The 18,508-nt window shown below is 64.8% G+C and carries 24 protein-coding genes and 1 tRNA gene; 17 read left to right on the top strand and 8 right to left on the bottom strand.

What is annotated here, in order from left to right; all coding sequences use genetic code 11:
- The first annotated feature begins 16 nt into the window (after positions 1-16).
- The 12 genes from secY to QUV35_RS09820 all read left to right on the top strand — a co-directional run bounded on the left by secY (position 17) and on the right by QUV35_RS09820 (position 7,546).
- Positions 17-1,336, top strand: coding sequence for a preprotein translocase subunit SecY (secY, locus tag QUV35_RS09875; RefSeq protein WP_300873200.1), 1,320 nt, complete (start codon positions 17-19; stop codon positions 1,334-1,336).
- Positions 1,337-1,345: 9 nt separating this feature from the next.
- On the top strand, positions 1,346-1,564 hold the full coding sequence (gene infA, locus QUV35_RS09870) for a translation initiation factor IF-1 (protein WP_029461331.1): 219 nt from the start codon (positions 1,346-1,348) through the stop codon (positions 1,562-1,564).
- A 44-nt stretch (positions 1,565-1,608) separates the two neighbouring features.
- Positions 1,609-1,722 (top strand): 50S ribosomal protein L36, encoded by a 114-nt coding sequence (gene rpmJ / locus QUV35_RS09865; protein ID WP_009514917.1) that lies wholly within the window; start codon positions 1,609-1,611, stop codon positions 1,720-1,722.
- Between the two features lie 20 nt (positions 1,723-1,742).
- Complete coding sequence (gene rpsM, locus QUV35_RS09860) at positions 1,743-2,108, top strand: 30S ribosomal protein S13 (protein ID WP_056268975.1); 366 nt, start codon at positions 1,743-1,745, stop codon at positions 2,106-2,108.
- Positions 2,109-2,126: 18 nt separating this feature from the next.
- Positions 2,127-2,531 (top strand): 30S ribosomal protein S11, encoded by a 405-nt coding sequence (gene rpsK, locus QUV35_RS09855; protein WP_056268973.1) that lies wholly within the window; start codon positions 2,127-2,129, stop codon positions 2,529-2,531.
- 163 nt (positions 2,532-2,694) lie between these two features.
- Positions 2,695-3,318 carry a 30S ribosomal protein S4 gene (gene rpsD, locus QUV35_RS09850; protein ID WP_056269099.1) on the top strand — a complete coding sequence of 208 codons (624 nt, stop codon included), beginning with the start codon at positions 2,695-2,697 and terminating at the stop codon, positions 3,316-3,318.
- A 94-nt stretch (positions 3,319-3,412) separates the two neighbouring features.
- On the top strand, positions 3,413-4,396 hold the full coding sequence (gene rpoA / locus QUV35_RS09845) for a DNA-directed RNA polymerase subunit alpha (RefSeq protein ID WP_300873196.1): 984 nt from the start codon (positions 3,413-3,415) through the stop codon (positions 4,394-4,396).
- Positions 4,397-4,482: 86 nt separating this feature from the next.
- The gene (rplQ, locus tag QUV35_RS09840; RefSeq protein WP_069045179.1) at positions 4,483-4,878 is read left to right on the top strand and encodes a 50S ribosomal protein L17; all 396 of its coding nucleotides are present in this window, start codon (positions 4,483-4,485) and stop codon (positions 4,876-4,878) included.
- Between the two features lie 17 nt (positions 4,879-4,895).
- Positions 4,896-4,972 (top strand) — tRNA-Met (locus tag QUV35_RS09835).
- Between the two features lie 183 nt (positions 4,973-5,155).
- Positions 5,156-6,238 (top strand): TRAP transporter substrate-binding protein, encoded by a 1,083-nt coding sequence (dctP, locus tag QUV35_RS09830; RefSeq protein WP_300873193.1) that lies wholly within the window; start codon positions 5,156-5,158, stop codon positions 6,236-6,238.
- Positions 6,239-6,352: 114 nt separating this feature from the next.
- Positions 6,353-7,066 (top strand): YebC/PmpR family DNA-binding transcriptional regulator, encoded by a 714-nt coding sequence (locus tag QUV35_RS09825; protein ID WP_300873191.1) that lies wholly within the window; start codon positions 6,353-6,355, stop codon positions 7,064-7,066.
- A 3-nt stretch (positions 7,067-7,069) separates the two neighbouring features.
- Complete coding sequence (locus QUV35_RS09820; RefSeq protein WP_300873189.1) at positions 7,070-7,546, top strand: BLUF domain-containing protein; 477 nt, start codon at positions 7,070-7,072, stop codon at positions 7,544-7,546.
- 6 nt (positions 7,547-7,552) lie between these two features.
- On the opposite strand, the gene QUV35_RS09815 is transcribed toward QUV35_RS09820, so the two are convergent.
- Complete coding sequence (locus QUV35_RS09815; RefSeq protein ID WP_300873187.1) at positions 7,553-8,158, bottom strand: hypothetical protein; 606 nt, start codon at positions 8,156-8,158, stop codon at positions 7,553-7,555.
- 213 nt (positions 8,159-8,371) lie between these two features.
- On the opposite strand from QUV35_RS09815, the gene QUV35_RS09810 reads away from it, so the two are divergent.
- The 3 genes from QUV35_RS09810 (at position 8,372) to QUV35_RS09800 (ending at position 10,495) form a co-directional block, all read left to right on the top strand.
- Positions 8,372-8,596 carry a hypothetical protein gene (locus tag QUV35_RS09810; protein WP_300873185.1) on the top strand — a complete coding sequence of 75 codons (225 nt, stop codon included), beginning with the start codon at positions 8,372-8,374 and terminating at the stop codon, positions 8,594-8,596.
- An 84-nt stretch (positions 8,597-8,680) separates the two neighbouring features.
- The gene (locus tag QUV35_RS09805; protein ID WP_300873183.1) at positions 8,681-9,019 is read left to right on the top strand and encodes a DUF2845 domain-containing protein; all 339 of its coding nucleotides are present in this window, start codon (positions 8,681-8,683) and stop codon (positions 9,017-9,019) included.
- Positions 9,020-9,211: 192 nt separating this feature from the next.
- A complete protein-coding gene (locus tag QUV35_RS09800) occupies positions 9,212-10,495 on the top strand; it encodes an amidase (RefSeq protein ID WP_300873181.1) in 1,284 nt (427 codons plus the stop codon).
- Positions 10,496-10,522: 27 nt separating this feature from the next.
- Here QUV35_RS09800 and QUV35_RS09795 read toward each other — a convergent pair whose 3' ends face one another.
- On the bottom strand, positions 10,523-11,038 hold the full coding sequence (locus QUV35_RS09795) for a cupin domain-containing protein (protein WP_300873179.1): 516 nt from the start codon (positions 11,036-11,038) through the stop codon (positions 10,523-10,525).
- A gap of 126 nt (positions 11,039-11,164) precedes the next feature.
- Between QUV35_RS09795 and QUV35_RS09790 the strand changes: the two genes are divergently transcribed.
- On the top strand, positions 11,165-11,731 hold the full coding sequence (locus tag QUV35_RS09790) for a DUF2889 domain-containing protein (RefSeq protein WP_300873178.1): 567 nt from the start codon (positions 11,165-11,167) through the stop codon (positions 11,729-11,731).
- Here QUV35_RS09790 and QUV35_RS09785 read toward each other — a convergent pair.
- From QUV35_RS09785 to maiA, 6 genes are all read right to left on the bottom strand, one after another.
- Positions 11,683-12,870 carry a serine hydrolase gene (locus QUV35_RS09785; RefSeq protein WP_300873177.1) on the bottom strand — a complete coding sequence of 396 codons (1,188 nt, stop codon included), beginning with the start codon at positions 12,868-12,870 and terminating at the stop codon, positions 11,683-11,685. The genes QUV35_RS09790 and QUV35_RS09785 overlap by 49 nt on opposite strands.
- Positions 12,871-13,893, bottom strand: a complete 1,023-nt coding sequence (locus QUV35_RS09780) for a methionine synthase (RefSeq protein WP_300873175.1) — start codon at positions 13,891-13,893, stop codon at positions 12,871-12,873.
- An 83-nt stretch (positions 13,894-13,976) separates the two neighbouring features.
- Positions 13,977-14,531: an NADPH-dependent FMN reductase gene (locus QUV35_RS09775; RefSeq protein WP_300873173.1), complete on the bottom strand. Its 555-nt coding sequence runs from the start codon at positions 14,529-14,531 to the stop codon at positions 13,977-13,979.
- Between the two features lie 26 nt (positions 14,532-14,557).
- Complete coding sequence (locus QUV35_RS09770; RefSeq protein ID WP_300873171.1) at positions 14,558-15,562, bottom strand: tripartite tricarboxylate transporter substrate binding protein; 1,005 nt, start codon at positions 15,560-15,562, stop codon at positions 14,558-14,560.
- Between the two features lie 48 nt (positions 15,563-15,610).
- The gene (locus QUV35_RS09765) at positions 15,611-16,243 is read right to left on the bottom strand and encodes a nuclear transport factor 2 family protein (protein WP_300873169.1); all 633 of its coding nucleotides are present in this window, start codon (positions 16,241-16,243) and stop codon (positions 15,611-15,613) included.
- A gap of 165 nt (positions 16,244-16,408) precedes the next feature.
- Positions 16,409-17,086, bottom strand: a complete 678-nt coding sequence (maiA, locus tag QUV35_RS09760; RefSeq protein ID WP_300873167.1) for a maleylacetoacetate isomerase — start codon at positions 17,084-17,086, stop codon at positions 16,409-16,411.
- A 186-nt stretch (positions 17,087-17,272) separates the two neighbouring features.
- Between maiA and QUV35_RS09755 the strand changes: the two genes are divergently transcribed.
- Positions 17,273-18,502 carry a PQQ-dependent sugar dehydrogenase gene (locus tag QUV35_RS09755; protein ID WP_300873165.1) on the top strand — a complete coding sequence of 410 codons (1,230 nt, stop codon included), beginning with the start codon at positions 17,273-17,275 and terminating at the stop codon, positions 18,500-18,502.
- The last annotated feature ends 6 nt before the right edge of the window (positions 18,503-18,508 follow it).

Raw genomic sequence — 18,508 nt, 5'->3', positions numbered from 1 at the left:
CCGACGGAACCGACCTGTGGCAACTGGATCCACGTCCCTGGCCAAAACCGGCAAGTTCGGCGACCTGCGTCGCCGGCTGGTTTTTCTGCTGCTCGCCTTGGTGGTGTACCGCATTGGTGCGCACATCCCGGTGCCCGGCATCGACCCCGCGCAACTTGAACAGCTGTTCAAGGGGCAAGCGGGCGGCATTCTGAGCCTCTTCAACATGTTCTCGGGCGGATCACTGTCGCGCTTCGCTGTCTTCGCGCTGGGGATCATGCCGTACATCTCGGCGTCGATCATCATGCAGCTGATGACCTACGTGGTGCCCACGTTCGAGCAGTTGAAGAAAGAGGGCGAAGCCGGTCGACGCAAGATCACCCAGTACACCCGGTACGGCACGCTCGGCCTCGCGATCTTCCAGTCGATGGGCATCGCGCTGGCCCTGGAAGGTCAGGCCGGCCTCGTGATCGACCCCGGCATGGGCTTTCGCCTGACCGCGGTTGTGAGCCTGGTCGCTGGCACCATGTTCCTGATGTGGCTGGGCGAGCAGATCACCGAGCGTGGCTTGGGCAACGGCATTTCGATCCTGATCTTCGCCGGCATTGCAGCGGGCTTGCCGAGTGCCGTGGGTGGTTTGCTGGAACTGGTTCGCACCGGTGCCATGAACATCCTGGTGGCCATCTTCATCATTGCGCTCGTGGTCCTGGTGACCTACTTCGTGGTGTTTGTCGAGCGTGGACAGCGCAAGATCCTGGTGAACTACGCACGTCGCCAGGTGGGCAACAAGGTCTATGGCGGCCAGTCATCGCATTTGCCCTTGAAGCTCAACATGGCTGGCGTGATTCCCCCGATCTTCGCCTCGTCCATCATCTTGTTGCCGACCACCGTGGTGAGTTGGGTGAGCACCGGTGACTCCACGCGGTGGTTGCGCGACATGGCTTCGGCCCTGTCGCCCGGGCAGCCGATCTATGTGGCCTTGTACGCCGCGGCGATCATCTTTTTCTGCTTCTTCTACACGGCGCTGGTGTTCAACAGCCGTGAGACGGCCGACAACTTGAAGAAGAGCGGCGCGTTCATTCCGGGCATTCGTCCGGGAGACCAGACGGCACGCTACATCGACAAGATCCTGCTGCGCCTCACGCTGGCAGGCGCCATCTACATCACCGCGGTGTGTCTGCTGCCCGAGTTCCTGATCTTGAAGTACAACGTTCCGTTTTACTTCGGTGGCACCTCGTTGCTGATCATCGTTGTCGTGACCATGGATTTCATGGCACAGGTACAGAATTACATGATGTCGCAGCAGTACGACTCGCTGCTGAAAAAGGCCAACTTCAAGACCTCACCAGGCAGTTGAGTGGTTTGTATGTCCAAGGACGACGTGATCGAGATGCAGGGCGAGGTGGTTGAAAACCTCCCCAATGCGACCTTCAGGGTCAAGCTCGAAAACGGTCACGTGGTTCTCGGGCACATCAGCGGCAAGATGAGGATGCACTACATCCGCATCCTGCCAGGCGACAAGGTCAAAGTAGAGCTCACGCCCTACGACCTCACTCGGGCACGGATTGTGTTCCGTTCCAAGTGAGTGGTTGGTTGTTGAATATTTTTTGGAATATCTAGGAGAAGACTATGAGAGTTTCGGCTTCGGTCAAAAAAATGTGCCGCAACTGCAAGATCATCAAGCGGCACGGTGTTGTGCGAGTCATTTGCACCGATCCGCGTCATAAACAGCGTCAAGGCTGATTGAAGTTTAGAGGACCACCATGGCTCGTATTGCAGGCATCAACATTCCGCCGCACAAGCACGCTGAAATCGGCTTGACGGCAATCTTCGGCATCGGTCGCACGCGCGCTCGCAAGATCTGCGAAGCGTGTGGCATCGACTACACGAAGAAGATCAAGGATCTGAGCGACGCAGAACTCGAAAAAGTTCGCGATCAGGTCGGCACGTTCACGATCGAGGGCGATCTGCGCCGTGAAACCACGATGAACATCAAGCGATTGATGGACATCGGTTGCTACCGCGGCTTCCGTCATCGTCGTGGTCTGCCGCTGCGTGGTCAGCGCACGAAGACCAATGCGCGCACGCGCAAAGGTCCCCGCAAGGCGGCCCAGTCGCTGAAGAAGTAATCGGTTCGAAGGATTCCCATGGCCAAGTCACCCTCCACCAGCGCATCCGCACGCGTTCGCAAAAAAGTCCGCAAGAACATTGCCGACGGCATTGCCCACGTGCACGCTTCGTTCAACAACACCATCATCACGATCACCGATCGCCAGGGCAACGCCTTGTCGTGGGCCTCGTCCGGTGGGCAGGGCTTCAAGGGCTCGCGCAAGTCCACTCCTTTTGCGGCCCAGGTGGCTTCGGAAGTGGCTGGCCGTGCTGCCATTGAGCAAGGCATCAAGAACCTCGACGTCGAGATCAAGGGTCCGGGCCCTGGTCGCGAGTCGTCGGTGCGTGCCCTGGGTGCCCTGGGCATCCGCATCAACTCCATTTCTGACGTGACGCCCGTGCCCCACAACGGCTGCCGTCCCCAGAAGCGCCGCCGCATTTGAGGCGGTACCGCTTTCGCGGTACAATGGAAAGCTTTTTTTCGAGCGCCACCGCAGTTGCCTGCGGTGGCATTTTTTGCTAAGCCCACCGCCACTTCCTGCGAGGAGTGGCTCCCGCAATGGCGTCGATTGATGCCGGTTGCGGCAGAAACACAAGGACATCAACGTGGCACGTTACCTCGGCCCCAAGGCCAAACTTTCCCGCCGTGAAGGCTCTGATCTGCTGCTCAAGAGCGCGCGCCGCTCGATCAGCGACAAGGCCAAGTTCGATTCGAAGCCCGGCCAGCATGGTCGCACCTCGGGTCAGCGCACTTCGGACTTCGGTGTTCAGCTGCGCGAGAAGCAGAAGGTCAAGCGCACCTATGGTGTGCTGGAGCGCCAGTTCCGTCGCTATTTCGCGGAAGCCGACCGCCGTCGCGGCAACACCGGTGCGAACCTGCTGTTCCTGCTGGAAGCTCGCCTGGACAACGTCGTGTTCCGCATGGGCTTTGCCTCCACGCGCGCCGAAGCCCGTCAGATCGTTTCGCACAAGGCGATCCTGGTCAATGGCAAATCGGTCAACATCCCTTCGTACTCTGTGAAGGCCGGCGACGTGATCGCTGTGCGTGAAAAGTCGAAGAAGCAGGGTCGCGTGCTCGAAGCCATGGAGCTGGCCAAGCAGATCGGCTTCCCCGCCTGGGTGGATGTGTCGGTCGAGAAAGTTGAAGGCGTCTTCAAGAAGTCTCCCGACCGCGACGAATTCGCCTCCGACGTCAACGAGTCGTTGATCGTCGAACTGTATTCCCGTTAATTTCGTTCCCGGCGCTCGCCCTTCTGGGCGCGGCCGGGCCATGCTCCATCTGCCTTATCGGTGTAACGAGCCGAGGGTACTGAAGGAAGTTTGAATGCTGAACAATCTGCTGAAGCCCAAAACCATCAACGTCGAGCAAGTCTCGGCCAACAAAGCCAAGGTCACGCTTGAACCGTTCGAACGCGGCTATGGCCACACGCTGGGCAATGCCCTGCGGCGGGTTTTGTTGTCGTCCATGACTGGCCACGCACCGACCGAAGTCACCATTGCTGGTGTCGTTCACGAATATTCATCGATCGATGGTGTCCAGGAGGACGTGGTCAACATGCTCCTGAACCTCAAGGGCGTGGTCTTCAAGCTCCACAACCGCGACGAGGTGACCTTGAGCCTGCGCAAGGACGGCGAAGGCCTGGTCACGGCTGCCGACATCCAGACGCCCCACGATGTCGAGATCGTGAATCCCGGTCATGTGATTGCGACGCTGTCCGCCGGCGCCAAGCTGGACATGCAGATCAAGGTTGAAAAAGGCCGCGGCTATGTGCCAGGCAGCCTGCGCCGCAACGACGATCAGGCCCGTTCGATCGGACGCATCGTTCTGGATGCCTCCTTCTCGCCGGTCAAGCGCGTCAGCTACATCGTGGAGAGTGCCCGTGTTGAACAGCGCACAGACCTCGACAAGCTGGTGCTGGAGATCGAGACCAACGGCTCCATTGGCCCGGAAGAAGCCGTCCGCGCTTCCGCCAAGATCCTGGTGGAACAGCTCGCCGTCTTCGCGCAACTGGAAGGTGCAGAGCTCAACTTTGAAGCCCCGGCGCAGCGCAGCTCGCAACAGTTCGATCCGATTCTCTTGCGCCCCGTCGACGAGCTCGAACTCACTGTGCGTTCGGCCAACTGTCTCAAGGCGGAAAACATCTATTACATCGGTGACCTGATTCAGCGCACCGAGAACGAGTTGCTCAAGACCCCCAACCTGGGTCGCAAGTCGCTCAACGAAATCAAGGAAGTGCTCGCTTCGCGCGGCCTGACCTTGGGCATGAAGCTTGAAAACTGGCCACCAGCGGGTCTGGACAAGCACTGAAATTCCGCAACCCGGCGCGAGGCCGGTGACGGACGAACCTGCAGTACCTGACACGGCTGCGGGCAAAACACTGAAAGGACTGAAAAATGCGTCACGGACACGGACTAAGAAAACTCAACCGCACCAGCGAACACCGCCTTGCGATGCTTCGCAACATGATGAACTCGTTGCTCACGCACGAAGTCATCAAGACCACGGTGCCCAAGGCCAAGGAATTGCGCCGCGTGGTGGAACCCATGATCACGTTGGCCAAGGTGGCCACCGTGGCCAACCGCCGCCTGGCTTTCGACCGCTTGCGTGACCGCGATGTGGTTGTGAAGCTGTTCAATGAACTGGGCCCTCGCTTCGCTGCGCGCCCCGGTGGCTACACCCGCATCCTGAAGATGGGTTACCGCGTTGGTGACAACGCACCCATGGCGCTGGTCGAACTGGTCGATCGTGCAGAAGATGCTGCGCCGGCCGCAGACGCTGACAAAGCGTGATAGAATCATAGGCTTGACGCGCGGTGGAGCAGCCTGGTAGCTCGTTGGGCTCATAACCCAAAGGTCGCAAGTTCAAATCTTGCCCGCGCAACCAACCAAATCAAGCACTTGCTTGTCACTGAAGCCCTCGGAAACGAGGGCTTTTTTGTTTCTGCCGACTTCTGTGGCGGTATCTGACCTCACAGAAACGACCTGTTCGACCCGTGATGGGCAGGCCTCGTTTGTCATGGCACACGCCCTCTCTTCAAATCACCCACTTCTCAGGAGAATTGTCCCCATGGATCGTCGTTCCTTGATCAAGAACGCCGGCATCGCCGGCGTGTTGACAACCGGTATTGCCCCCGCCGTTCACGCTCAGGCCGCCGTGCGCTGGCGCCTGGCGTCCAGTTTCCCGAAATCCTTGCCGACCATCTTTGGTTCGGCCGAAAAATTCTCCGAAACGGTGAAGGCACTCTCGGGTGGCAGGTTCGAGGTGTCGGTGCATCCCGCCGGTGACATCGTGCCCGCCTTTGGAGTGGTCGATGCCATCCAGGACAGCACCATCGAAATGGCGCAAACCGCGCCGTACTACTTCACCGGCAAGGATGCGATCTTCGCGTTCGGCTGCGCGGTGCCTTTTGGTCTGACCGCGCGCCACATGGACGCCTGGATGGAGCACGGCAATGGCCGCAAGCTGATGGATGAGTTCTACGGCAAGTACAACATCGTTTCCATGAGCTCCGGCAACACCGGCACCCAGATGGGCGGCTGGTATCGCAAGGAGATCAAGAACGTGTCAGACCTCAAGGGTCTGAAGATGCGCCTGGGTGGCGGTCTGTTCGGTCAGGCCATGGCCAAACTCGGCGTGATTGCGCAGAACATGCCCGCAGGCGAGGTGTACCAGGCGCTCGAAAAGGGCACGTTGGACGCCACCGAGTTCGTGGGTCCCTTCGACGACGAGAAGCTCGGCTTCAACAAGGTAGCTCCGTTCTATTACTACCCGGGCTGGTGGGAGGGTGGTGCAGAGCTGGAGTTCTTCATCAACAAAAAGGCCTTCGACGCCCTGTCGCCTGAAAACAAGGCGATCGTGCGGGCTGCCGGTGCCGTGGCTGCACGCGACATGACCTCCAAGTACGACGCGCAGAACCCGGCGGCCTTGAAGCGCCTTGTCGCGGCCGGCACCAAACTGCTGCCGTTCTCGAAGGCCCTGATGGATGCGGGCTTCAAGGCGTCGATGGAAGTGTTTGCCGAGCACGAAGCCAAGTCGCCCGAATTCAAGAAGATCCACCAGGACATGCGTGCTTTCCAGCGTGACCAGATCCTGTGGAGCCGCTTCTCTGAATGGCGTTACGACAGCTACATCGCCGCGGCCAGGATCTGAGTGCGATGCGCGCCGCCAGGTGCGCATGGCCGGGCAGCTCGCGTTTGTGGGGGGTCTGGCCATGGCGCCCCTGAGCTGACGCGTAAACTCGCGCGTTACACAAAGGAATTCCGTATGGGCGCGCAGTGGAAAGCAAAGCACAAGGATCTGGCGGCCAATGCCAAAGGCAGGCTCTTTGGCAAGCTGGCCAAGGACATCATGATCGCTGCACGCCACGGCGCCGATCCAGCCGCCAACTCTCGCCTTCGCCTGGTGGTGGAGCAGGCACGCAAGGTGTCCATGCCCAAGGAAACGCTGGACCGCGCGATCAAGAAGGGCGCAGGCCTCACCGGCGAGACCGTTCACTTCGAACACGTCGTCTATGAAGGCTTTGCCCCGCACCGCGTGCCGGTCATGGTCGAGTGCCTGACCGACAACGTGAACCGCGCCGCGTCCGACATGCGTGTGCTGTTCCGCAAGGGGCAGCTCGGTACCTCGGGCTCCGTGTCATGGGACTTCGATCACCTCGGCATCATCGAGGCCGAAGCCGCCACCCCGGGCGCCGACCCGGAACTGGCGGCCATCGAGGCCGGGGCGCAGGACTTCCATTCCGCCGACGACGACGGCGTGGTCGTGTTTCTCACCGATCCCACCGACCTCGATCTGGTCAGCCGCGCGCTGCCGGCGCAGGGCTTCACCGTGTTGTCGGCCAAGCTGGGCTACAAGCCGAAGAATCCGATCGACCCCGCGAGCCTGAGCGCCGAACACCTTGAAGAGGTGGAGGCGTTTCTGGCCGCACTGGATGCCAACGAAGACGTGCAGAACGTCTTCGCCGGGCTGGGAGGCTGAGGAATGAGCGCTCACCCACTTCACCATGGCGACGAACCCTTGTCCGGTCAGGGCATGCCGCTGCTCTACAACCTCGTGTACTGCAGCCAGGCCTCCGACGGCGTGGGCGCCGCGGCGGTGGACCACATCATCGCGGCCTCGCGGCGCGGCAACCCCCCGCGCGGCATCACCGGCCTGCTGGTGTTCGGCAGCGGCATCTTCTTCCAGTGGCTCGAAGGCCCGCGAGACAGCGTGCTTGCGCTCATGTCGCACCTCAAGAAGGATCCCCGGCACCACAACGTGGTTCTGCTGACCTCGGGCGAAGAAGTGCGCGAGCGCCTGTTTCCCGACTGGGACATGGAACTGGTCACGGCCGAGGCCGTGCGCGATGTGCTGGTCGACGCGCTCGACAGCGCCCAAGACCCCCGGAACGCCGACGCCCTGCGCGCGTTGCTGCAGAGGCTCGACGCCGGCCTGCTCGGCGACGCCGCCCGCGGCTGAGCCGCCTCAGGCCTGCGTCAGGGCCAGGTAGTCCCGCCGCGTGGCCGGTGTCACGCCAGCCACCAGTTGTTCGTGTGTCGTCTGGTGGCGCATCAGCATGCGTGCAGATGCCGTGGCCCGGGAGCGGCAGAACCAATGACAGGTGTGCTGCATCAGCAGCAGCTCGGCCGACATCGTGAAGGCCTTGTCGCGGGGCGAGCGCTGCAACCCGTTGCCCGCCACTTCGGCCAGCCCGCGGGCGTGGATGCGAAAAGCCTCGCGCGCGTCGAACGTGGCCTTGGGAAACAGGCTGGCGGCCTTCGGCAGCGCCACGCCCAGCGTGCTGACACGCGTGCGCGCTTCGTCAAGGCGGGAGAACTCGGCGGCAAAACTGCCGAACTGCTGCGCCACCGACTGCTCTGCGGCCACCAGCATGTTCAGGATCTGCTCACGCCGGGCCGGATCGTCCTCGCCCAAGGCCCGCAGATACCCCTGTGTGAGGTTCTCCATCAGGGTCTCGATCTGGTACTTGCCCAGAAAACTGCCCAGCAGTGCGATGCGGTGCTTCTGTTCGCTCGAGCGCAGCAGCCACACACCCGAGACCCCCAGCATCACCAGAATCAGGATTTCCATAGCGAGTTCGTCGCCCTTTGTCGTACTTTGGTAGCCATTTCTGGCGAAGTGGAGGTGGCCGGCGGCTCACCCGGGGAGGTCAGAGTGTAGTGACGCAAGCCGATGCCTTGGTGCGAGAATGCAATGCCCTGGATCCCGCGCAGCCCGGCGGCCCGTTGCGCGCTGGCCCCCACCAGCACATTTCCCCAGAGAACACCCAAGCTCCCCCTGACCATGTTGCGTTCACTTCCATACATAGCCCTCGCTGCCGCCGCCATCGCGGCGTGCCTGCTCGGCTTCTCGTGGCTGACGTCGGTCTGGCTGGGTCGCCACCTGAGCCTGGGAGAACTGGCGGGCGCCACCTTGCTGCTGTTGGTGGCGCTGGCGTACGGTCTGAGTGTCTGGCGCACCCGCAACCGCCGCAAGGTCCAGGACATGCGCGATTCCGCCCTGTGGTGAGGCCGGGTGACAGGATGTGAACCGTCCACACAATCCAGACACACGCACGGCGCACACTTCACCCCTTTCATGAGGGAGGTCTGCATGGGTTTGCGGGGTCGTCTGGGTCTGTTGACCATGCTGGTCTGGCTGTCGCTGCCGGTCCATGCCGATGCACTGCGCTGCAGCGGTGGCACGGTCGAAGAGGGCGATTCGCGTGCATCCCTGCTGCAGAAATGCGGCCGCCCCCAGTTGCAGGACAGCTTCTGTGCACCGGTTTTTCAGAACAAGGAACTGGTGCCCGGGACCCTGGCCGGCACCGCCGTGCCCTGCCAGCAGATCGACGACTGGATCTACGACCGGGGCCCCGGCAAGCTCATGGCCACGGTGCGCATCCGATCGGGCAGCGTGCAGTCGATCCGCATCCAGCGCCAGCCGCGCTGAGCCGGTTCACCCGCCAGCTGCGCCTTCAGGCCGTGCATCCTGCGCCCTGGCGAGGGCAGGGTGACGACGGTCCGTCGTCAAGACCAGACCCCCGCGCAGCTTGTCGCCTCAGTGGCTCGCATCCGGCCGGTTGCGCCGCCAGAATGCGGGGCTGACGGGTCGGATGTCCGGCCCGCTTGATGAAGGCATGGCATGCAGAAGATCGATGACATGACGGCGCGCGAGATCGCCGCGTTGGTGGCGCGGCGCGACCTCAGCGCCGAGTCGGTGGCGCAGGCCCTGGTGGAACGCGTGGAAGCACTGGAGCCCGGCATCATGGCCTGGCAGCACTTTGATGGCGCCCAGGTGATCGCCCAGGCAAGAGCGCTGGACCAGGCCGGTGTTCAGGGAGCGCTGGCCGGTGTGCCGGTGGCCGTGAAGGACCTGATCGACACCGCCGACATGCCCACCACCTACGGATCGCCGATCTACGCCGGGCACCGTCCAACGGTGGACGCTGCCGTGGTGGCCAGCGTGCGCGAGGCCGGGGGCGTGGTCATGGGCAAGACCGTGACCACCGAGTTCGCTACCTTCAAGCCCGGCGTCACGCGCAACCCGCGCGCCGCAGCCGACGCACCGCGCACGCCCGGCGGCTCGTCCAGCGGCTCGGCCGCAGCGGTGGCCGCCGGCATGGTGCCGCTGGCCTTCGGCACGCAGACCGCTGCCTCCATCGTCCGGCCCGCAGCCTACTGCGGCGTGGTCGGCTACAAGCCCACGTTCGGTCTGCTGCCCATGGCTGGCATCAAGTCGCTTTCGCCCACGCTGGACACCGCCGGGGTGTTTGCCCGCACCGTGGACGACGCGGCGTTTTTTGTCAGCACCCTGTCGCGCATCGCCTTGCCCACGGGGGACGTCAAAGGCTGGCGTGTCGGCATCTGCCACACACCGCACTGGGATCTGGCCTCGGAAGACGCGCGCCGCGCGCTGCAGGTGGCCGCACGCCATTTCGACCGGCTCGGCGCGCGTGTTGTCGAGGCGGTCGTGCCCGGCGCCTGGGCAGGGCTGGCGCAGGCGCAGATGGACATCATGGGTTTCGAGGCCTGGGCGGCCTTTGCCCCCGAGCGCCGCCGCCACGCCAGCCTGTTCAGTCCGGCGTTTGCCGATCTGCTGGTCAGCGGTGCCGCGGTGGACGGCGAGCGCCTGGCCGCGGCCCACGCGCTGGCGATCCATGCGCGTGGCGAGATCGAGAACCTGCTCGCGCAGGTGGACGTGTTGATCGCGCCGAGCGCCACCGGCGAGGCGCCACCCGGGCTGGACGCCACCGGCAACCCGGTCTTCAGCCGGATGTGGAGCCTGCTGGGCGTGCCCTGCGTGCACGTGCCCACGGGCGTGGGCAGCCACGGCATGCCGGTGGGTGTGACGGTGATCGGGCCGCGCTGGCGCGATGCCAGGGCCCTGAGCGCAGCGCTGCAGCTCGAAGCGGCGGTTCGAGGCTGAGCAGACCGGGCGGGGAGATGGTGCGGCTCAGACCGCGCCGGTGGGGTGTGTCGGGTCCACCCACAGCACCTGTTCGGGTTTTTCCACCGGCTCGATGTCCAGGTTGACCGCCACCGCCTGCCCGTCGCTGCGGCACAGCACGCACTCCAGCACCTCGGTCGGGCTGGCGTTGATCTCCTGGTGCGGCACGAAGGGCGGCACGTAGATGAAATCGCCCGGGCCGGCCTCGGCGGTGAATTCCAGATGGTCGCCCCAGCGCATGCGCGCGCGGCCCTTGACCACGTAGATCACGCTCTCCAGCGGCCCATGGTGGTGGGCGCCGGTCTTCGCATCGGGATGGATGGTCACCGTGCCCGCCCAGAGCTTGCTCGCGCCCACGCGTGCGAAGTTGATCGCCGCCTTGCGGTCCATGCCGGGCGTCGACGGCACGTTGCCGTCGAGCTGGTTGCAAGGCACCACGCGCACGCCGTCGTGCTTCCAGGCCGGAACATCGTGCGGGTGCGGGTGCGGGTGCGGGTGGGCAGTGTCGTGATCGTGTGACATGGCGTGTCTCCAGGGCGATTGGGCAACCAGTGTGCCATCGCCTCCCATGCCCGAAAATCTGCACCTTGCATCGCCCCTGTTGGAGAAACCGTTTTGCCCCTGCCCGCACCCCAGCCCCGCACCCCCATGCACACCCGCCGCGTCGAGTACCGCGGCTTCCATCGCGCCGATGGCCTGTGGGACATCGAGGGCACGCTGCACGACAGCAAGCCGCACGCCTTCGAGATCGAAGGGGAACGCCGCTGGGAAGCCGGCGAGCCGGTGCACCACATGCACATCCGCGTGACGGTGGATGAGACGATGGTGATCCGCGACATCGCGGTGGCCATGGACGCACATCCGCACGGGCCGTGCCCCGAGGCGATGCTCCCCATGCAGGGCATGGTCGGCGAGGTGCTGGGCAAGGGCTGGCGCCACACGATCCAGCGCCACCTCGGTGGCATCCAGGGCTGCACGCACCTGCGCGAGTTGTTGTTCAACCTCGCGACTGCCGCATTCCAGGCCCGCTCGGCCTCTTTTGCGCCACCGGCCGATGGCAGCCCGCCGATGCACCTGGGCCAGTGCCTGGCCTGGGACTTCAACGGCCCGGTGGTGGAGAAGGTCTACCCGATGTTCTTTCGCTGGCAGCCGCCAGCGAAGGCCGCTCAGTCGATCAGTGCCGAACAGGCCAGCGTGCGGAACAACGCGCGGTAGTGCTCCCGCTGGTTGGGCGCCTGCGCGAGAAAGATACCGAACAGCTGTTCCGCCGGATCGACGAAAAAGCTGGTGCCGCCGATGCCGCTCCAGTGGTAGGTGCCCACCGAGCCCGGCATGGGCGCCACACCAGAGGCGGTGCGCACGGCAAAGCCCAGGCCGAAGCCATGGCCCGGCGGCAGCAGCGACGGATCGCTGCCGGGAATCGTGCCCAGGTGGTCGGCCGTCATGAAGTCCACCGTGCGCGGGCCCAGCAGCCGCACGCCACCGAGTTCACCCTTGTTGAGCATGAACTGCAGGAAGCGTGCGTAGTCGGCGGCGGTGGACATCAGGCCCCCTCCGCCGCTTTGCAGCACCGGGTTTTCGCGCGGGTCGATCAGCCGCATCGGCACGCCGCCGTCGGGGTCGTGCGCAAACGGCTCGGCGATGCGGGCGTGATCGGCCTCGGGCACCACGAAGCCGGTGTCCGTCATGCCCAGTGGCGCCAGGATGGCCTGGTGCAGGTGCTGCGCCAGGGTCTGTCCGGTGATCACCTCGATCAAGCGGCCCAGCACGTCGGTGGCGCGGCTGTAGGCCCATTCGCTGCCGGGTTCGGCCATGAGCGGCAACGCGGCCAGTGCCTGGCTGAACTCGGCGTTGCTGCGAGCGCGCGAGCCCAAGGTGCACTGCCGGTACATCTGCTGAACCGGGGAGTCACCGAGGAATTCGTAGGTGAGGCCGGCCGTGTGGCGCAGCAGGTCCTGCACCGTGGCGGCCCGCTGCACCGCCCGCAGCGTCACGCCGCCGGGTGTGGGCACCGCCACTTGCTGCCCGGCGTACTCGCCCAGGTGCTGGTGCACCGGGTCGGCCAGCTTCAGGCGGCCTTGTTCGATCAGCATCATCACCGCCACCGACACGATGGGCTTGGTCATGGAGTAGATGCGGAACACGGCGTCGAGCGGCATGGGAGTGTCGCGCGCCGGATCGAGCCGCCCGATGCCCTGCATCAGGGCGATGCGGCCGTGGCGCGCGAGCACCACCACCGCGCCGGGCAGGCGGCCGCGTTCAACATCGGCCTGCAGCACGTCCACCAGCCGGCGCATGCGGTCGGGACACAGGCCCAGGTCGGCCAGATCGGCGGGGGGCAGGGGTGCGCGCATTCAGGCTCCGTAGCGCTGACGCGCCAGTGCGGCGCCCTGGGCCAGCGCTTCGAGCTTGGCCATGGCGACTTCGCGACTCATGGGCGCCAGGCCGCAATTGGTGCAGGCAATCAGGTGCTGCCTGGGCACGTACTTCAGGGCCAGACCAATGGTGTCGGCCACCTGCTCAGGCGTCTCGATCACGTCGCTGGCCACGTCGATCACGCCCACCATCACGTCCTTGCCTTCGAGCAGTTGCATCAGCTCGGGCGGCACGTGCGAGTGGAAACACTCCAGGCTCACCTGGTCGATGCTGCTTTTTGCGAGCGCCGGAAACACCTGCTCGTACTGGCGCCATTCCTCCCCGAGCGTCTGCTTCCAGTCGACGTTCGCCTTGATGCCGTAGCCGTAGCAGATATGGACCGCCGTGGTGCAGGTGAGGCCGCGCGCCGCCACCTCGAGCGCGGCCACGCCCCAGTCGGCCGCGTCCTGCATGTAGACGTTGAAGGCCGGTTCGTCGAACTGGATGATGTCCACCCCGTCGGCCTGCAGCGCCAGTGCTTCCTGGTTGAGCAGCTCGGCAAACGCCATCGCCATCTTCACCTTGTCACCGTAGTAACGGTCGGCCACGGTGTCGACGATGGTCATGGGGCCGGGCAGCGTGAACTTCAGTTTTTTCTTCGTGTGCTTGCGCGCGAGCTGTGCCTCGAACGCGTGCACGCGGCCCTTCAGGCGCAGCGGTGCCACCACCTGCGGCACCTGGGCGTCGTAGCGGTTGTTGCGGATGCCCATGGTCACCTTGTGCTCGAAGTCGATGCCCTCGACCTGCTCGACAAAGCCGTGCACGAAGTGCTGGCGCGCCTGCTCGCCGTCGCCGATCACGTCCAGGCCCGCATCTTCCTGTGCCTTGATCCACAGCAGGGTGGCATCTGCCTTGGCTTGCTGCAGCTCCGGCCCTTGCGCCTTCCATTGCGGCCATAGTTTTTCGGTTTCGGCCAACCAGGCCGGTTTGGGCAGGCTGCCCGCGATCGCGGTGTCGAACATGGTGTCTCCCGGTGTTTTCAAATGGACCCGGGCATCTTAGTCAGCCGCTGCCGGCTGCGCTGTCACGGGGGTTTGGGTGGGCCTCAGCGGGGCGCGACGCGCTCAGCCAGCGTGCGCAGGGCCACCAGCTGCTCACCGATGAACCGGGCGGTGGTCTCGTCGGTCAGTTCGCCGTCGGCATTGAACTTCGTTCCCGACAGGTTGATGAACACCTCGGGCTTGTTCAGTGTGAAGGCATTGAGGAACACCAGCACCTGGCGCAGGTGGTACTGCACACGGGCCGTGCCCACCGGGCCCGGGCTCGCACCCAGGATGGCCACCGGCTTGCCGTCGAACGGTGGTGCGGGCGGACGCGACATCCAGTCCAGCGTGTTCTTGAGCACACCGGGAATCGAGAAGTTGTACTCGGGCGTTGCGATCAGCACCGCGTCGGCGGAGGCGATCTTCGCCTTCAGCGCCGTCACGGCGGCGGGCTCACCGGCGGCGCGCACATCGTCGTTGTAGAACGGGATATCGGCAATGTCGGCAATCTCGATCTGCATGCCTTCGGGTGCGAGCCGCTGTGCGGCGCGCAGCGCCATGGTGTTGGTGGAGTTCTTGCGAAGGCTGCCTGAAATGGCAACGACCTGGAATGTCATGGGGTGTCCTGAAATGAAGGAAGGGATCAGTCGAGCGAGATGTTGGCGGCACGGATCAGGGCGCTCCAGCGCTCCACATCGCGCTTGAGCATCGCCGAAGTCTGCTCCACGCTGATCGTCAGGGGCTTGCCGCCGGCCTTGGTGAAGACCTCGCGCAGCTCGGGTTCGGCGATCACGGCGGCCAGCTCGGTGCGCAGGCGCTGCAGGGCTTGTGGCGGTGTGCCGCGGGGTGCGAAGTAGCCGAACCACGATTCCAGGTCGAGCCTGGCCACGCCGGTCTCGATGAGCGTGGGCACGGTGGGTTGCAGGGCGTTGCGCTCTGCGCCGGAGACCGCGAGCGGGAACACCTTGCCCGACTCGATGTGCGAACGGGTGGTGGGGGTGAGGTCGAAGAACATGTCGACGCGACCGCCGAGCAGGTCGGTGTAGGCGGCCTGCGCACCCCGGTACGGCACATGGGTGATCTCCACGCCGGCGAGTTGCCAGAGCGCGGCCGCCAGCACGTGCTGGCCCGAGCCGTTGCCGGCCGAGGCGTAGGTCAGCTTGCCCGGATTGGCCTTGGCATGGGCCACCACCTCGGCCAGCGACTTGAAGGGCAGGTCAGCGCGCGCGATCAGCGTGTAGCTGTAGCTCACGGCCAGGCCCACCGGCTCGAAGTCGCGCAGGCTGTCGTACGAGAGGTTCTTGTACAGGCCCATGTTCAGGACCATGTTCGACACCGAACCCGTGAGCAGCGTGTAACCGTCGGCGGCGGCCTTGGCCGCCGCGTCGGTACCGATCAGCGTGCCCGAACCGGTGCGGTTCTCCACCACCACCGGCTGGCCCAGCCGCTTCGCCAGGCGCTCAGCAAGCGCGCGCGCCACGAAGTCGAAACCCCCGCCGGGTGGCTGCGGCACGATCACGCGCAGCGCGCGTGAAGGAAAGTCGGCCTGCGCCCAGGCTGCGGGTGCGACCGCGCTCAGCAGGCAGGCCGCAGGCAGTGCGGCGACGAGATGGCGGCGAGAGGTCGAGAGGGGGCTGCGGTCGGTCATGTCGGTCTCCGGTGTTGTTGTCGAGCGGTGAATCGGGTGCGTGCGGCCTCAGGCGGGATGGACCTCGCGCTCCAGCGCCCCGCCCGCCAGCCAGGCGGCACCGCGCCGGTACAAGGCCTCGACCTGCGCACCCTTGAGCATGGGCATGTCGAGCTTGACCGTGTAGCCGATGCGCGTCTGGATGTAGGCCAGATGGCGGTAGCCCTCGGGAAACCCGGCCAGGGCTTGCTGGTCGAGCGAGAGCCGGGCCGCAGGGTCGACCGCGTCGATGCGGTCCTTCTCATAGATCGGCTGGCGGTGCAGCAGCTTCCACTGCCCATCGACCTTCTCCACGAAGTCGTAGAAGCGACCGGTACACACCACGTCGCACAGCACCGGACCGTGTTCGCCTTCGACCATGCCGCGCTGGGAGATGGTCATCTTGGTCTGCGCGATGGCGCGTTCACCCGCCACCTCGATCGCCGAGCCACCCAGAAAGTGCAGGATGCTCACGCCCTTGGCCCAGCCCTCCTGCGTCACGCGGATGAAGTCGGCGAACGGGCCCTGGAACCAGGTGGCCATCATCACGCCCTGGGGGTGCCACACCGAAGCGAATCGGTGCCAGTCGCCCGCGTCGCGCCACACCGCCCAGCGCTCCACCATCTGACGGATCAGCAGCTGGTCGGTCAGGTCTTCGTTCATGTCATGTCTCCTGGGTTGTTGTGCGGGGTCGCTGCGCCGCTCGCGCAGGATCGGGCCCGTGCCGGGCCGAGCGGGCACTCTATGTCGAGCACAACAGACAGAGAACCCCCGGGCTGAAAATCAAATTTTCAGAAATTGCAAAACCCGGGGCGGGCAGGCCGGCGCTCAGGACCGGGGTGCGCCGGCCTGCAGGCCGGGTGCGGCACGCGCGAACGCGTCGAGTTGTTCGCAGGCGGCCATGATGCGTTGCACGTTGGGAATGTCGGGCACGTCGATCTTGAAGATGCGCGTCATGACCACGATGCTGGCCAGACAGATGTCGGCGAAGGTGGGCGTATGGCCATGGCAGAAGGTGCCGGTCTCCGGCTCGCTGGCCAGGCGCTGCTCGAACGCCTGCAGTCCGGTGGTGAACCAATGGATCTGCCAGGCGCGCCAGGCCGCTTCGTCGAAACCACCGACGTCCGTGAGGTGCTTTTTCACCCGCGGCGTGATCAGCGGATGCGTGTCGGCCGCCAGCATCGCGGCGAGCGAGCGCACGCGGGCGCGGCCGTGCGCATCGGGCGGCAGCAAGGCGGGCGTGGGGTGTGTCTCTTCGATGAATTCGAGAATGGCCAGCGACTGCGTGATGGGCGTGCGGGGCTGGTCGGGTGCGTGGTCGATCAGCGCCGGAATCGCACCCATGGGATTGATCTGGAGCCAGGCCGCGCCGCGCTGTTCGCCCGCCTCGAGATCGACCTTGATCTCGTTGGGCTGCACGCCCTTGTGGTGAAAGGCCACGCGCACACGGTAGGTGGCCGAGGTGCGCCAGAAGGCGTAGAGATCGAAGCGTGCGACATCGGACATGGGATTCCTGCAGGTGGTGAACGGGCCGCTGCACTGTAGCCGCAGTGCAGCATCGAGGCCGCTTCCCAGTCTTCTTCGCGACCGTTACCATGCTCACGATCGCGCAACATCGCGCGGTCGGGTGTGGCCCTTCACCCGTGACGATGCAACACAAGTGCCCTCAAAAAATCTTCAGGAGACAAACCGATGACATCCCTTCACCGCATGAGCTCGGTGGGCGTGGGCCTGGCCCTGGCCCTGGGCGCGACCACCCTGCTGGCCCAGACCGCCGCACCAGCCGCGCCCCCCGCGCCGGCTTGGAAACAAGGCATGCCCGAGAGCATGGCCACCTCGACGCTGGCACCCCTGGCCGGCAAGAACACCGTCACGCCCGCGGCCGACATCCCGATCGACAAGATCAAACTGCCGCCGGGTTTCAAGGTCGAGGTCTGGGCCACCGGCCTGCCGGGCGGACGTGCCATGGCCATGGGCGACGAAGGCAGGATCTATGTGGGCACGCGCGGCCTGGGTCGTGTGTACGAGGTCACCAACAATGGCAGCGAGCGCACGGTGCGCACCGTGGTCGACAAGCTGGTGCAGCCCGCCGGCGTGGCCTTCAAGGATGGTGCGCTCTACGTGATGGCCATCAACAAGGTGCTGCGTTTCGACGGCATCGAGAAAAACCCGGCGGTGGCGCCGGTGGACATGACCGCGGCTTTCAAGCTGCCGACGGAGCAGCACCACAACTGGAAGTACATCGCCTTCGGCCCGGACGGCAAGCTCTACGTGCCCTTCGGTGCGCCGTGCAACATCTGCGCGCTGCCCACGCCCGAGTACGCCCAGATCCGCCGCTACAACCCCGACGGCTCGGGCATGGAGGTGGTGGCCACCGGTGTGCGCAACAGCGTGGGCTTCGACTGGCACCCGACCACCAAAGAGCTCTGGTTCAGCAACCACGGCCGCGACTGGATGGGCGAGGACACCCCCAACGACACCGTCAACCGCCTGCACAAGGTGGGGTTGAACTTCGGCTTTCCGCATTGCCACCAGGGCAACCTGCCCGACCCCGACGTGAAGAAGGACAACGCCTGTGCCGGCGTGGAGCAGCCCGTGGCCCTCATGGGCCCGCACGCCGCCAGCATGGGCGTGACCTTCTACACCGGCAACATGTTCCCGGCCGAGTACAAGGGCGTGCTGTTCAATGCGCGCAAGGGTTCGTGGAACCGCACGAAGAAGATCGGCTACGACATCGTGATGGTCAAGGCCGGTGCCGATGGCAAGAACAGCCAGGTGGTGCCCTTCATGACCGGCTTCATGAACGAGGCCGACCAGTCGTTCTGGGGCCGTCCGGCCTACATGCTGCAAATGAAGGACGGCTCGATGCTGGTCTCCGATGAACAGCTCGGCGCGATCTACCGCGTGACCTACGCGAAGTGAGGCGTC

Source organism: Hydrogenophaga sp. (genome assembly GCF_030373225.1).
Taxonomy (GTDB): domain Bacteria; phylum Pseudomonadota; class Gammaproteobacteria; order Burkholderiales; family Burkholderiaceae_C; genus Hydrogenophaga.
This window is presented reverse-complemented; position numbering and strand designations above follow the sequence as displayed.

Excerpts from the sequence above, each read along its gene's own strand:
- dctP (WP_300873193.1), top strand. The coding sequence starts at position 5,156 with ATGGATCGTCGTTCCTTGATCAAGAACGCCGGCATCGCCGGCGTGTTG.
- QUV35_RS09795 (WP_300873179.1), bottom strand. The coding sequence starts at position 11,038 with ATGTCACACGATCACGACACTGCCCACCCGCACCCGCACCCGCACCCG.
- QUV35_RS09775 (WP_300873173.1), bottom strand. The coding sequence starts at position 14,531 with ATGACATTCCAGGTCGTTGCCATTTCAGGCAGCCTTCGCAAGAACTCC.
- QUV35_RS09790 (WP_300873178.1), top strand. The coding sequence starts at position 11,165 with ATGCACACCCGCCGCGTCGAGTACCGCGGCTTCCATCGCGCCGATGGC.
- QUV35_RS09815 (WP_300873187.1), bottom strand. The coding sequence starts at position 8,158 with ATGGAAATCCTGATTCTGGTGATGCTGGGGGTCTCGGGTGTGTGGCTG.
- rpsK (WP_056268973.1), top strand. The coding sequence starts at position 2,127 with ATGGCCAAGTCACCCTCCACCAGCGCATCCGCACGCGTTCGCAAAAAA.
- QUV35_RS09820 (WP_300873189.1), top strand. The coding sequence starts at position 7,070 with ATGAGCGCTCACCCACTTCACCATGGCGACGAACCCTTGTCCGGTCAG.
- QUV35_RS09780 (WP_300873175.1), bottom strand. The coding sequence starts at position 13,893 with ATGTTCGACACCGCGATCGCGGGCAGCCTGCCCAAACCGGCCTGGTTG.
- maiA (WP_300873167.1), bottom strand. The coding sequence starts at position 17,086 with ATGTCCGATGTCGCACGCTTCGATCTCTACGCCTTCTGGCGCACCTCG.
- rplQ (WP_069045179.1), top strand. The coding sequence starts at position 4,483 with ATGCGTCACGGACACGGACTAAGAAAACTCAACCGCACCAGCGAACAC.
- QUV35_RS09800 (WP_300873181.1), top strand. The coding sequence starts at position 9,212 with ATGCAGAAGATCGATGACATGACGGCGCGCGAGATCGCCGCGTTGGTG.
- QUV35_RS09805 (WP_300873183.1), top strand. The coding sequence starts at position 8,681 with ATGGGTTTGCGGGGTCGTCTGGGTCTGTTGACCATGCTGGTCTGGCTG.
- QUV35_RS09810 (WP_300873185.1), top strand. The coding sequence starts at position 8,372 with ATGTTGCGTTCACTTCCATACATAGCCCTCGCTGCCGCCGCCATCGCG.
- QUV35_RS09755 (WP_300873165.1), top strand. The coding sequence starts at position 17,273 with ATGACATCCCTTCACCGCATGAGCTCGGTGGGCGTGGGCCTGGCCCTG.
- rpmJ (WP_009514917.1), top strand. The coding sequence starts at position 1,609 with ATGAGAGTTTCGGCTTCGGTCAAAAAAATGTGCCGCAACTGCAAGATC.
- QUV35_RS09785 (WP_300873177.1), bottom strand. The coding sequence starts at position 12,870 with ATGCGCGCACCCCTGCCCCCCGCCGATCTGGCCGACCTGGGCCTGTGT.
- QUV35_RS09765 (WP_300873169.1), bottom strand. The coding sequence starts at position 16,243 with ATGAACGAAGACCTGACCGACCAGCTGCTGATCCGTCAGATGGTGGAG.
- rpsM (WP_056268975.1), top strand. The coding sequence starts at position 1,743 with ATGGCTCGTATTGCAGGCATCAACATTCCGCCGCACAAGCACGCTGAA.
- QUV35_RS09770 (WP_300873171.1), bottom strand. The coding sequence starts at position 15,562 with ATGACCGACCGCAGCCCCCTCTCGACCTCTCGCCGCCATCTCGTCGCC.
- infA (WP_029461331.1), top strand. The coding sequence starts at position 1,346 with ATGTCCAAGGACGACGTGATCGAGATGCAGGGCGAGGTGGTTGAAAAC.
- QUV35_RS09825 (WP_300873191.1), top strand. The coding sequence starts at position 6,353 with ATGGGCGCGCAGTGGAAAGCAAAGCACAAGGATCTGGCGGCCAATGCC.
- rpoA (WP_300873196.1), top strand. The coding sequence starts at position 3,413 with ATGCTGAACAATCTGCTGAAGCCCAAAACCATCAACGTCGAGCAAGTC.